This is a genomic window from Photorhabdus australis DSM 17609 (assembly GCF_000711895.1).
In the GTDB taxonomy this organism is placed as follows: domain Bacteria; phylum Pseudomonadota; class Gammaproteobacteria; order Enterobacterales; family Enterobacteriaceae; genus Photorhabdus; species Photorhabdus australis.
This window is the reverse complement of sequence record NZ_JONO01000025.1, coordinates 40,998-54,181: the sequence shown is the minus strand read 5'-3', so window position 1 is coordinate 54,181 and position 13,184 is coordinate 40,998. Positions and strand designations below refer to the sequence as shown.

At 42.6% G+C, this 13,184-nt stretch carries 10 protein-coding genes; 2 read left to right on the top strand and 8 right to left on the bottom strand.

Annotated features, from left to right (window positions below; translation table 11 throughout):
- Positions 1–3: 3 nt before the first annotated feature.
- The 7 genes from rffG to trxA form a co-directional block, all read right to left on the bottom strand.
- Positions 4–1,074, bottom strand: coding sequence for a dTDP-glucose 4,6-dehydratase (rffG, locus tag BO26_RS08605; protein WP_036770881.1), 1,071 nt, complete (start codon positions 1,072–1,074; stop codon positions 4–6).
- The gene (gene wecC, locus BO26_RS08600; RefSeq protein WP_036770849.1) at positions 1,071–2,333 is read right to left on the bottom strand and encodes a UDP-N-acetyl-D-mannosamine dehydrogenase; all 1,263 of its coding nucleotides are present in this window, start codon (positions 2,331–2,333) and stop codon (positions 1,071–1,073) included. The genes rffG and wecC overlap by 4 nt, the downstream gene beginning before the upstream one ends.
- Before the next feature lie 4 nt (positions 2,334–2,337).
- Positions 2,338–3,459, bottom strand: coding sequence for a non-hydrolyzing UDP-N-acetylglucosamine 2-epimerase (gene wecB, locus BO26_RS08595; protein WP_036770848.1), 1,122 nt, complete (start codon positions 3,457–3,459; stop codon positions 2,338–2,340).
- Between the two features lie 127 nt (positions 3,460–3,586).
- Positions 3,587–4,627, bottom strand: coding sequence for an ECA polysaccharide chain length modulation protein (wzzE, locus tag BO26_RS08590; RefSeq protein ID WP_201771256.1), 1,041 nt, complete (start codon positions 4,625–4,627; stop codon positions 3,587–3,589).
- Between the two features lie 41 nt (positions 4,628–4,668).
- Entirely contained in the window at positions 4,669–5,754 is a 1,086-nt protein-coding gene (wecA, locus tag BO26_RS08585) for a UDP-N-acetylglucosamine--undecaprenyl-phosphate N-acetylglucosaminephosphotransferase (protein ID WP_036770845.1), read from the bottom strand.
- Between the two features lie 294 nt (positions 5,755–6,048).
- On the bottom strand, positions 6,049–7,308 hold the full coding sequence (gene rho, locus BO26_RS08575; RefSeq protein ID WP_015836218.1) for a transcription termination factor Rho: 1,260 nt from the start codon (positions 7,306–7,308) through the stop codon (positions 6,049–6,051).
- Between the two features lie 475 nt (positions 7,309–7,783).
- The gene (trxA, locus tag BO26_RS08570) at positions 7,784–8,110 is read right to left on the bottom strand and encodes a thioredoxin TrxA (protein ID WP_036770843.1); all 327 of its coding nucleotides are present in this window, start codon (positions 8,108–8,110) and stop codon (positions 7,784–7,786) included.
- Between the two features lie 117 nt (positions 8,111–8,227).
- Between trxA and rhlB the strand changes: the two genes are divergently transcribed.
- Together rhlB and gppA are read left to right on the top strand one after the other, a co-directional pair.
- On the top strand, positions 8,228–9,514 hold the full coding sequence (rhlB, locus tag BO26_RS08565; RefSeq protein ID WP_036770842.1) for an ATP-dependent RNA helicase RhlB: 1,287 nt from the start codon (positions 8,228–8,230) through the stop codon (positions 9,512–9,514).
- A gap of 8 nt (positions 9,515–9,522) precedes the next feature.
- Positions 9,523–11,031, top strand: a complete 1,509-nt coding sequence (gene gppA / locus BO26_RS08560; protein WP_036770880.1) for a guanosine-5'-triphosphate,3'-diphosphate diphosphatase — start codon at positions 9,523–9,525, stop codon at positions 11,029–11,031.
- Positions 11,032–11,079: 48 nt separating this feature from the next.
- Here gppA and rep read toward each other — a convergent pair whose 3' ends face one another.
- On the bottom strand, positions 11,080–13,107 hold the full coding sequence (gene rep / locus BO26_RS08555; protein ID WP_036770841.1) for a DNA helicase Rep: 2,028 nt from the start codon (positions 13,105–13,107) through the stop codon (positions 11,080–11,082).
- Positions 13,108–13,184 lie beyond the last annotated feature (77 nt).

Here is a 13,184-nt window from a genome sequence, read left to right as displayed (position 1 = left end):
CGCTCAGTCTTTACCTAATCCAAGGCGTTCACCTGCATAAGAACCATCCTGAACTCTGCACCACCAGTTTTCATTTTCCAGATACCACTGAACTGTTTTACGAATACCTGATTCAAACGTTTCCTGGGGTTTCCAGCCCAACTCATGCTCAATTTTTGCTGCATCAATGGCATAACGCATGTCATGACCGGGACGATCTGTAACATGAGTAATCAAATCACGATAATGCGCAATATTTGCTGGTTTCTCTGGGCAAAACTCTTCCAACAATTCACAAATTGCACAAACCACATCAATATTTTTTCGCTCATTATGACCGCCAATATTGTAGGTTTTACCTGGTTCTGCTTCTGTTACAACCAGATAGAGCGCTCTGGCATGATCTTCTACATACAGCCAATCACGAATTTGTTTCCCCTCTCCGTATACAGGCAGGGACTTGCCCGCTAATGCGTTCAAAATCATTAACGGTATCAACTTTTCCGGGAAATGATAAGGACCGTAATTATTTGAACAATTAGTAATAATTGTCGGTAAACCATAAGTTCGATGCCATGCTCTTACCAGATGATCACTGGACGCTTTAGATGCTGAATATGGGCTACTTGGTGCATAAGGCGTCTCTTCAGTAAAGAAACCATCCTCACTATGTAAATCACCATACACTTCATCTGTTGAAATATGATGAAAACGGAAAGTGACTTGTTTCTCCTCACTCAATTTTTGCCAGAAAGCACGAGCTGCTTCTAACAGAACATAAGTACCAACAATGTTGGTTTCGACAAATGCCGCAGGGCCATCAATAGAGCGGTCCACATGGCTTTCTGCCGCCAAATGCATCACACAATCCGGTTGATACTGCTCAAACACCCGATCCAGCGCTTCACGTTGGCAAATATCAACCTGTTCAAAAGCATAACGAGGGCTATCTGCAACCGAGGCAAGGGACTCTAGATTGCCAGCATAAGTCAAGCTATCAACCACAACTACACTGTCTTGTGTATTATCAATAACATGTCGCACAACAGCAGAACCAATAAAACCCGCTCCACCTGTAATTAGAATGCGTCTCAACACCAGACTCCTTTTGTATCCACAATCCATTTCTGTTTAATGTCATAACCATTTACCGCTTTAAACTGATTATGATCCACCAGCATCAACAGAATATCCGCTTCTTCCAACGCTTTCTCCAAGTTAACCAATCGAACTATTTCCTTCAAAGAAGTTGGTAATTTATGCACATTAGGTTCTACAGCCAGCGTCTCACCTGCATGCCATTGAGCAATCATACGGGTGATATGCACCGCTGGACTTTCACGTAAGTCATCAATATTTGGTTTAAATGCTAAACCAAAGCAGGCAATTTTCACTTCTCCAGCACGCTTTCCACTTTCAGCCAAACAATCCGCAACAGCAGCTTTTACTTGATCGATAACCCATAAGGGCTTGCCATCATTAACTAAACGCGCTGTATGTATAAGACGTGATTGTTTAGGGTTCTGGGAAACAATGAACCACGGGTCAACAGCAATACAGTGACCACCTACACCAGGACCCGGCTGAAGAATATTTACGCGAGGATGGCGGTTTGCCAAACGGATAAGCTCCCATACATCGATACCTTGATCAGCGCAAATCAAGGAAAGTTCATTAGCAAATGCAATGTTTACATCTCGAAAGCTGTTTTCCGTCAGCTTACACATTTCTGCTGTCCTTGAATTAGTGATAACACATTCGCCTTCAAGGAAAATTTTATACAGTTCGCTGGCTCTGGCTGAAGACTTTTGCGTCATACCGCCAACAACACGGTCATTCTTAATCAACTCAACCATCACCTGGCCTGGTAACACGCGTTCAGGGCAGTAAGCTATATCAATATCAGATTCCTCACCTACCTGCTGAGGAAAAGTTAAATCAGGACGCACCGCAGCCAACCATTCTGCCATCTGCTCCGTTGCACCCACCGGTGAAGTAGATTCTAGAATTACCAAATCGCCTTTTTTCAGAATTGGCGCCACTGATTCAGCAGCAGAACACACATACTTCATATCCGGCTCATGCTCACCTTTAAAAGGCGTAGGAACAGCTATCAAAAAAGCATCTGCTGGTAATGGAGACGTTACTGCTTTCAGGTAGCCTTCTTCCACAGCCGTTTTCACCACTTTATCCAGGTCTGGTTCTACAATATGAATTTCACCACGATTAATCGTTTCCACCGCGTGCGGATTAACATCGACCCCGATGACTTTCTTATTACGGGATGCAAATGCTGCCGCAGTGGGTAAACCGATATACCCAAGACCGATAACAGAAATAGTTTCAAAACTCATAATGTCACCTGATTTTTTTCAAAGCGTCGAGAATTCGTTGACAGGCATCACCATCCCCGTAAGGATTATGAGCTCGACTCATTTGCTGATAGGCGGCATCGTCTGTCAATAATCGAGTCACCTCTTCTACGATAGTTCTTGTATCTGTTCCTACCAAACGTACTGTTCCAGCATCAACTGCTTCTGGCCGTTCAGTAGTATTACGCATCACCAAAACTGGTTTTCCCAAAGAAGGCGCTTCTTCCTGAATGCCACCAGAATCCGTCAGAATCATATAGGAATGGTTCATCAGATAGACAAATGGCAAATAATCCTGTGGTTTTATGAGAATGATATTATCAATATTATGCAAAATGCGTTTTACCGGCTCACAGACATTTGGGTTCAGATGAACTGGATAAACTACCTGCACTTCTGGATGAGAGCGGGCTATCTGCGCCAAAGCTTCACAAATTCGCTCAAACCCACTGCCAAAACTTTCACGACGATGACCTGTTACCAAAATCATTTTTTTATTGGTATCAATAAACGGGTAATGCTCCGCCAACTTACTTCGCATAGCCTCGTCATTCATTATTCGATCGCGTACCCACAACAACGCATCAATCACGGTATTACCCGTGACAAAAACCTGACTATCTGCAATTGATTCTTTCTGTAAATTCTTACGAGAGTTTTCCGTGGGAGCGAAGTGATACATTGCCAAATGTCCAGCAATCTTACGGTTTGCCTCTTCCGGCCAAGGGGAATAGAGATCGCCGGTTCTTAGTCCAGCTTCAATATGACCGACAGGGACACGCTGGTAGAACGCAGCCAAACTGGTTGCCATAGTTGTTGTAGTATCACCGTGAACCAACACAACATCAGGCTTAAATTCGGCTAAAACAGGCTTCAATCCCTCCAGAATACGGCACGTGATATCCGTTAAATCTTGCCCTGATTTCATAATATTGAGATCAAAATCGGGAACGATCTCAAAAAGATGCAACACCTGATCCAACATTTCCCGGTGTTGGGCAGTAACACATACTTTCGCTTCGAAGGCTTCATCCTCTACCAGCGCATGTACCAGCGGAGCCATCTTAATGGCTTCCGGCCGGGTACCAAACACAGTCAACACTTTCACAGTGACTCTCTTATTGGTCAGTAATTTGCAGATCTCCCTGCAAAAACACTCTTTAATACTATTTATCTCTGCTTCTGGTGTTGTGAAAAATATCTTTCAAAAGCAGTAACTTATTATAACCTTTTGGTTACTTACGAGGACGCCGTACCAGTGCCACTCCAGCACCAATTAAAGCACCAACTGCGCCCCACATAATAACAATGAACATTCTACGTGGACTGTCTCTGGTAACAGGCTCCTCAGGGGTTCTCAGATAACGATAAGTCTGGAATTGGTCCTGCAATGTTGGACCAACATTCAATGTTGCTAACATCGCAATATTCTGGTCATAGTCCACATCATAATCAGGACCTGTTGCTTCCAGAGTTTCAAGCTGAGCCTGTAACAACGGTGCACCTAACATAAACATTTTTGAATCAGGCAACTGATCAATTGGTGTATCAGTTTGATTACGTCGGATTCCTTGCTTTTCTGCAATTTTCAAGGATTGCTGCAACACATTCATTTCACGGTTATAAACCGCTTTAGCAACCATTTCTTGTCGCTTAACCAATGCATTCATAGATTGAGTACGGGTAGCCCATGCACCTTTTACTTCATTATTCAAATGAGTACTGGCGCGACTGTTGGCAAAGGCAATGTATTGACGTAAGAGTTGATTTGCTTGTACAGAAGACTCTGCTGTCAATTTGATACTGTCATTCAGAACTTTCTTATCATCATGAGGAATGAACTGAATATTATTAATTAACTCATCCAGTAAAGCAGCATCTGCTCTGGCATCACCTTCCTGATGTTGCTTGTAGTAATCAGATTTTAACCAAAATTCTCGGCGGGTATCATATGCCGCAAGCTGAGTGATGAATTCTTTATAAGCTTCTTCTGGAATAGACGGTAACTGAGTTTCCTGTGAAACGTTAATATGAGTATCCAAATTGCGCAAGAATTGCTGCTGAGAGTAATAACTACCTAAATGATTAGTCGTAGGCAAATCAGTAGTTGCTGTTGCACTCCATTTTTGTTGCATCAAATAAGATGCCCCCAGAGCTATAGCAGCGAAGATTATTGCCAGTACGACAATCCACATTTTTCCACGCCATAGAGCACTGCACAAGGCTACGACATCCAGTTCATGTTCCAGAGTCTGTTCATCTTGAATAGATTTCATTTCTGATTTTATCACTGCACAAAACCTCTGTTGATAGATGTTTAATGGTTAGCAGAATAGCGTATACGACGTTTTTGCCGTTTAATGAAACGAGCCACTCGCCATGCACGTTTGATGCAATAGCCATATAACATAAATGCAAGCAAGAAAAATGCCAACATTACCCATTCAGGAATAAATTCCAACCATTCTCCGATCATTCCAATAGCCGCTAATAAAGCCGCAGCAACAGTGATCAAAACAAATGCCTGACGTGATGAAAATCCAGAGCGCATAATCAGGTGGTGAATATGCTGTCTATCTGGAGAAAATGGACTCATTCCTTTACGCAAGCGACGGTACATGATGGCAACCATATCCATTAAGGGAATGGCAATAATCCACAATGCAGTAACTGGGTTCACAGAAGGTTCATTCCCCTGAGTAGATTCAATAAGCAACCAGATAATGGTAAAACCAATCAGTGTACTGCCTGCATCACCCATGAATACTTTAAAGCGTTGGCTTAAGAAACCAAGATTGAGAAGAATATAAGGAACAATGGCTGCAATAAATGCAAAACACCATAATGCCAGTGCCGTATTACCACTTCGATAGAGTAAGATACCCAAAGCACCAAAAGAGACACAGGATAGTCCACCTAACAACCCATCTATCCCATCAACCATATTAAATGCATTAATAGCAGCCCAAACAGCAAATAGCGTCACAACATAACTAAATGGCCCAAGATTCATATCCCAAGGGCCAAAAGCATAGCCAAGGCTGCTTAATTTCAGGCCAGCAAAATACATCATTGCAATACCAACTAGAGCCTGAACAGTTGCCCGGACCTTAACACTGACATCAAAACGATCATCTAATGCACCAACAAATACCAGTACAGTGGCACAAATTAAATACGACCATTTATGGGGTATAAACTCATTCGTTATAACAAAGGCAAAACAGATCCCAGCAAATATAGCTATCCCACCAACCAGAGGCACTAATCCCCGATGATGTTTACGATAATTGGGTTTATCAACGAGGCCAATTTTCTTTCCTGCGATACGCGCCATAAACAAAAACGCAAACGAAAACAGAAAAATGTAAAAAATCTCAATACTCATACTGGGAATATTCACGATAAAAACTCTCCGTGAAAAACAAATATAGACTGGTTATTTATTATCCACAGCCACATGGTTTTTCTGGCAAGGAACCAACCCCATAAATTCTCCATTTCGTGAGGATACTTTTCTTTAACTGTAGGAAAATTAATAACCTTTACATCATAATCTACGACGCTTATTGAAAAATGGCAGCATATAAGTTTCATGCAAAATACATACCATATCCATATGGAGCTATAACAGCGGATACAAAAAACGCCACGGAACGTGGCGTTGATTAAAATCATCATGACCTTAAGTTAAAAACTACGAGCGTTTCATCATGTCAAAGAAATCGTCGTTTGTTTTACTCATAGCCAGTTTATTGATAAGGAACTCCATCGCATCAATTTCACCCATTGGGTGAATAATTTTGCGAAGAATCCACATCTTCTGTAGCTCTTCAGATGTGGTAAGTAACTCCTCTTTACGTGTACCAGAACGATTGTAATCAATAGCAGGGAAAACACGCTTTTCAGCAATTTTACGTGAGAGGTGCAATTCCATATTGCCAGTGCCCTTAAACTCTTCGTAAATCACTTCATCCATCTTCGAACCTGTATCCACCAATGCAGTAGCAATAATGGTCAAGCTTCCCCCCTCTTCGACATTACGTGCAGCACCGAAGAAACGTTTTGGACGATGTAATGCGTTAGCATCTACACCACCAGTCAGTACCTTACCGGATGCGGGAACAACAGTGTTATAAGCACGTGCCAGACGAGTAATAGAATCAAGCAGGATAATAACGTCTTTTTTATGTTCAACCAGACGCTTTGCTTTTTCAATGACCATCTCTGCCACCTGAACATGGCGGGAAGCCGGCTCATCAAAAGTAGAAGCAATAACCTCACCCTTCACCAAACGTTGCATTTCAGTGACTTCTTCTGGACGCTCGTCAATTAGAAGTACCATCAATACACAATCTGGATGATTGTGAGCGATGTTAGCCGCAATATTTTGCAACAACATAGTCTTACCCGCTTTTGGTGGAGCAACAATAAGACCTCGTTGCCCGCGGCCAATCGGTGCGGCCAGATCCAGAACACGAGCCGTCAGATCCTCCGTGGAACCATTACCCCGTTCCATACGCAGACGGTTATTAGCATGCAAAGGAGTTAAGTTCTCAAAAAGAATTTTGCTGCGGGCATTTTCTGGTTTATCAAAGTTAACTTCGTTAACTTTCAACAGTGCAAAATAGCGTTCACCTTCTTTAGGTGGGCGGATTTTACCTGAAATTGTGTCACCAGTACGAAGGTTAAAACGGCGGATTTGGCTGGGAGAAACGTAGATATCATCGGGACCTGCAAGGTAGGAGCTGTCTGCTGAACGGAGGAATCCAAATCCATCCTGCAATATCTCCAGCACACCGTCACCGAAGATATCTTCTCCACTTTTCGCATGCTGCTTAAGGATAGAGAAGATAATGTCTTGTTTACGCATACGGGCCAGATTTTCCAGCCCCATATTTTCGCCGAGTGTAATCAATTCAGATACCGGCGTATTCTTTAATTCGGTAAGATTCATAATGGTGGGTTCTTTAACTCGGGGTATATCTCGAACTATGAACGTGAATAGTATGGCAGCGTCATCGATGCCTGTTTATTTTGTACAAAAAACAAATAAGACCTTTTATACATTATTTATATAAAGAGGTAATAATTTGAAGTACCAAGATTGAGCTCAAATAAGACTGACAGGCTGTCAAAAACGCTGTTGAGATAATGCCGAAACACTACTGATTTCTATAAAAAAACTATCTCAACATAATGAGTCATACACCACATCACTTCCGTACAACCCATTGGATATTTTAGACTATCCAGAGATAACAGACTTATCAGACACTACAGGTTATTTAGTATGCAACATACTTCTAACATGAGGTATGTGATACAAGCAGTGGCGCTAACTTATCACGCTTCTTTACGGACGTCTAGCGGTCAATGAAATAAATAGTGATATACGCTAAACGTCCGGTATTAGTGTGATTTCACTTCAATCAGATATTAGCATCCAAAAATTCTTTCAATTGAGTCTTTGACAATGCTCCCACTTTGGTAGCAGCTACCTGACCGTCTTTGAATAGTAGTAACGTAGGAATACCACGGATACCGTATTTAGGAGCAGTTGCCGGGTGATCATCAATGTTCAGTTTAGCAATAGTCAGTTTGCCTGAGTATTCTGGTGCAATTTCATCTAAAATAGGTGCAATCATCTTGCATGGGCCACACCATGCAGCCCAAAAATCGACAAGAACTGGACCCGCTGCTTTCAGAACATCAGCATCAAAGCTATCATCACTCAAGTGAATAATTTTATCGCTCATTTTTTACTCCAAAGAATAATTTTTACCATGCTAGTGTAACATTACTGATATAAGGTTGCCTTTATTTCAGAGGATACACTTCCGTAAAACAACGGTTAACTGATATTCTACCACACTATGAGTAAAACACACTTGACAGAAAAGAAGTTCTCCGACTTCGCCTTGCACCCCAAAGTCATAGAAGCTCTTGATAACAAGGGGTTTTCTAATTGTACGCCTATACAGGCACTGACACTACCTTTCACTGTCGAAGGTCGTGATGTCGCGGGGCAAGCGCAAACTGGTACCGGGAAGACGCTAGCATTTTTAGCGTCTGCTTTTCATTATTTACTGACTCATCCCACAACAAAGGGGCGTCAAACCAATCAGCCAAGAGCGCTGATTATGGCTCCTACCCGCGAACTAGCCGTACAGATTTACTCTGATGCAGAAGATCTGGCACAAACAACGGGATTAAAGATGGGTCTTGCTTACGGCGGCGATGGTTATGACAAACAACTGAAAGTGCTGGAATCCGGTGTTGATATTCTCATCGGCACAACCGGGCGTCTGATCGACTATACCAAGCAGGGGCATATTAATCTGAATGCTGTTCAGGTTGTAGTTCTTGATGAAGCCGATCGTATGTACGATCTAGGTTTTATCAAAGATATCCGCTGGCTATTCCGTCGGATGCCTCCTGCCAATGAACGCATGAACCTGCTGTTTTCTGCTACTCTGTCTTACCGAGTCCGAGAACTAGCATTTGAGCAAATGAATCATGCAGAGTATGTAGAAGTGGAACCGTTGCAGAAAACGGGACACCGTATCCGCGAAGAGTTGTTTTATCCTTCTAATGAAGAAAAGATGCGTCTGCTTCAAACGTTATTAGAAGAAGAGTGGCCTGATCGCTGCATTATTTTCGCCAATACCAAACATCGTTGTGAAGATATCTGGGCTCATCTTGCTGCTGACGGACATCGCGTTGGTTTACTAACTGGTGACGTTGCACAGAAAAAACGGTTACGCATTCTGGAAGAATTTAGTAATGGCAATATTGATATTCTGGTTGCAACTGATGTGGCAGCCCGTGGATTGCATATTCCATCCGTAACTCACGTTTTTAACTATGACTTACCCGATGATTGTGAAGATTATGTTCATCGCATTGGCCGTACTGGACGTGCCGGGGAAAGTGGTCACTCTATTAGCCTGGCCTGTGAAGAATATGCTCTGAACCTGCCAGCAATCGAAAGTTATATCCAGCACCAGATCCCTGTCAGTAAATATAACAGTAATGCATTGTTAAAAGATTTACCGGTTCCTAAACGACGCCATCGTTCGCGTTCTGGGAACCATCAGCGCCGTAATAATTTATCGCATCGTAATAATACACCGCGTAATAACCGTAAACGTTCAGGCTAAATTAAATGATATTGAGTACCTCTTCTCTCTATGCGGCTATCGACTTGGGTTCAAACAGTTTTCATATGCTGGTTGTACGTGAAATATCCGGCAGTATGCAGATATTGGCACGAATCAAACGTAAAGTCAGATTAGCCGCCGGGCTGGATAAAAATAACTATTTATCTCAGCAGGCAATGGAGAGAGGTTGGCAATGCCTCAGGGTTTTTTCTGAACGCTTACAAGGTATACCACCATCACAAATCCGCGTTGTCGCTACAGCAACTTTGCGTATCGCCGGAAATTCTAGTGAATTTGTAAAAAAAGCGTCAGAAATACTTGGTAGTCCCGTTACGGTAATCAGTGGTGAAGATGAAGCTCGACTTATTTATCAAGGTGTTGCCCACACGACTGGCGGCCCCGAAAAACGGCTTGTTGTCGATATTGGCGGCGCAAGTACAGAACTGGTCACAGGGAATGGGGCAAAGGCTAATCAGTTATCCAGCCTGAGTATGGGCTGTGTTACTTGGCTTGAATGTTACTTTAATGACCGTAGCCTGACAGAAGAAAACTTTGCCAAAGCCGAAGCTGCCGCACATGAAATCCTGAAACCCATTGTTTCAAAACTTATAGAACAAGGCTGGCAGATTTGCGTCGGAGCTTCCGGTACAGTTCAGGCACTGCAAGAAATCATGATTGCTCAAGGTATGGATGAGCTGATTACTTTGCCAAGACTCCAGGAACTCAAACATAAAGCGATTGAATGCGGTAAGCTGGAAGAATTAGAAATCGAAGGATTGACGCTGGAACGGGCACTCGTCTTCCCAAGCGGTCTTGCTATCCTGATAGCTATTTTTCAAGCGTTAGACATTGAAAGTATGATCCTTGCTGGCGGCGCTTTACGAGAAGGTCTTGTTTACGGCATGCTGGATTTACCGATAGAACAAGATATTCGCACCAGAACATTACGTAATATACAGCGTCGCTTTCAGTTGGAAGTTGAGCAATCTCAACGAGTCAAACAGTTGGCAGAGCATTTCTTGCAACAGGTCGCTAAACCTTGGGAGCTTGATAGTCGGTGTCATGAATTATTACTTAGTGCTTGTCTGATACATGAAATTGGTCTGAGTGTTGATTACCGTCAGGCTCCATCACATGCGGCCTATCTTATCAATTATCTCGATCTCCCCGGCTATACTCCCGCACAGAAAAAGCTATTAGCCATATTACTAAGAAACCAAAATGCCACTATTGATTTGGTTTCCTTCAGTCAACAAAATGCTTTGCCGTTGATACAAGCTCAGCGCTTATGCCGCCTATTGCGGTTGGCTATCGTATTAGCCAGCCATCACCGAGATAACACCTTTTCTGCTTTGCATTTAAAAGTGAGTGGTGAAGAATTGATGATTACTTTACCTCATGGCTGGCTAATGCAACATCCTCTACGGGCAGAGTCTTTACAGCAAGAAATTCTGTGGCAAAACCATGTTCAATGGCCGCTTGTTCTGCAAGAATTGGATGGTTCAAACCTAAATTAAATCTACCTCCCTGTATTTCTGTGATATAGGGAAACTCCTATGTACCTTTTATTGCTTACTTTTTTGCCCAAGACCTAAACGTGACTTGATATCTGCAATATGTGATTTCCCTTTTTGCATTCTCTCCTCAGCAGTCACCATTTTTTTATCTTGCGGCCAATGCAAGTCATCCTGTGGTAACTCATGTAAAAAACGGCTTGGTTCTGGCCGGATTAATTCACCGTATTGACGACGTTCTTTACATAAAGTGAAGAATAGTTCCCGTTGAGCGCGGGTAATTCCCACATAAGCCAGTCGCCTCTCTTCATCAATATTTTCTTCATCAATACTACTCTGATGGGGCAACAGCCCTTCTTCCATACCAACCAGAAATACATACGGAAACTCCAACCCTTTAGAGGCATGCAAAGTCATCAATTGCACCTGATCAAACTCCTCACCATCTTCACCGCGCTCTAACATATCCCGCAATGTGAAACGCGCGACTACTTGAGACAAAGTCATTGGTTCGTTCAGTTCATCACCTTCCAGCATTTCACTCATCCAAATGAATAGCTGATTAATATTTTTCATCCGCATTTCAGCCGCTTTCGGACTTGGTGATGTTTCATACAACCAACTTTCATAATCCATACCATGTAGCAGATCACGCACAGCAAGCAAAGGTTCCTGTTCAATCTGACGGGCGATCTCATCCATCCAATGAGTAAAACGCTGTAGTGCTACCAACCCACGCCCAGTCAAACTTTGTTCCAAACCAAGATCAAAACTGGCCTGATAGAGACTTTTATTTCGTTGATTCGCCCAATCGCCCAGTTTTTGAACTGTAGCTGCACCAATTTCGCGTCTTGGTGTATTAACAATTCTCAAGAATGCGCTGTCATCTTCAGGATTAGTCAATACTCGCAAATAAGCCAACAGATCCTTAATTTCAGGACGAGCAAAGAAAGAAGTGCCTCCAGAAATCCGGTAAGGGACACGGCTTTGCATCAACATTTTTTCAAACACCCGAGATTGGTGATTTCCCCGATAAAGAATAGCGTAGTCTTTATATTGGGTTTTATTAATAAAATGATGTGCAATCAGTTCTCCAATAACTCTTTCCGCCTCATGCTCTTCATTATTAGCTGTAATGACTTTCAACATATCACCATACCCCAGTTCAGAAAAAAGCCGTTTTTCAAACACATGGGGATTATTGGCAATCAAAATATTAGCCGCTTTCAAAATACGACCAGAAGATCGGTAGTTTTGCTCCAACTTAACCACATTAAGCTTCGGAAAATCTTGTTTCAATAACACCAAATTTTGTGGTTTTGCACCACGCCATGAGTAAATCGACTGATCATCATCACCAACTACAGTAAAACGCGCTCTTTGCCCGACCAGCAGTTTAACCAATTGATACTGGCTGGTATTGGTATCCTGATATTCATCAACCAACAGATAACGGATACGGTTTTGCCAACGTTCCCTGACTTCTTCATCACACTGCATCAACAAGGTAGGTTTGGTAATCAGATCGTCGAAATCCAACACATTACAACTCGTCAGATGTGAATCATAGCGGCGATAACATTCAGCAAACTGATGTTCCTGAGCAGAACGAGCCAATACCGCTGCTTGTTGTGGAGAAAGCAGATCATTTTTCCAGTTTGAAATGGAAACAATCAGTTTTTGTAACAGTTCCTTATCTTCTTCTAACAAATCAGCTGTCAGGTCTTTTAACAAAGCCATCTGGTCCTGCTCATCAAACAGCGAGAAATTGCTTTTCATTCCCAGAGCCTTGTACTCACGCTTAATGATTTCCAATCCCAAGGTATGGAAAGTAGAAATCATCAACCCTTTAGCCTCTTTGCGTCCCAAAGTCTGGGCTACACGTTCTTTCATTTCCCGTGCTGCTTTATTAGTAAAAGTCACAGCTACGATATGACGAGGTTGATAGCCACAAATACGGATAAGGTGCGCGATCTTATTCGTGATCACTCTGGTTTTGCCGGAACCAGCCCCTGCCAAGACCAGACAGGGGCCAGTAACAAATTCAACTGCTTGTTGTTGGCTGGGATTTAATCGCATGGTATTTAATGAGTTATATCAGGACAGAGCTTCAGGGGAAGGAATTGTAGCAGAAAGGGGAAGGAAACGCCGTTTTC

Bases quoted from the DNA above. Each gene is read 5' to 3' on its own strand.
- wecC (WP_036770849.1), bottom strand. From the start codon at position 2,333: ATGAGTTTTGAAACTATTTCTGTTATCGGTCTTGGGTATATCGGTTTA.
- wzzE (WP_201771256.1), bottom strand. From the start codon at position 4,627: ATGAAATCTATTCAAGATGAACAGACTCTGGAACATGAACTGGATGTC.
- rho (WP_015836218.1), bottom strand. From the start codon at position 7,308: ATGAATCTTACCGAATTAAAGAATACGCCGGTATCTGAATTGATTACA.
- trxA (WP_036770843.1), bottom strand. From the start codon at position 8,110: ATGAGCGATAAAATTATTCACTTGAGTGATGATAGCTTTGATGCTGAT.
- rhlB (WP_036770842.1), top strand. From the start codon at position 8,228: ATGAGTAAAACACACTTGACAGAAAAGAAGTTCTCCGACTTCGCCTTG.
- rep (WP_036770841.1), bottom strand. From the start codon at position 13,107: ATGCGATTAAATCCCAGCCAACAACAAGCAGTTGAATTTGTTACTGGC.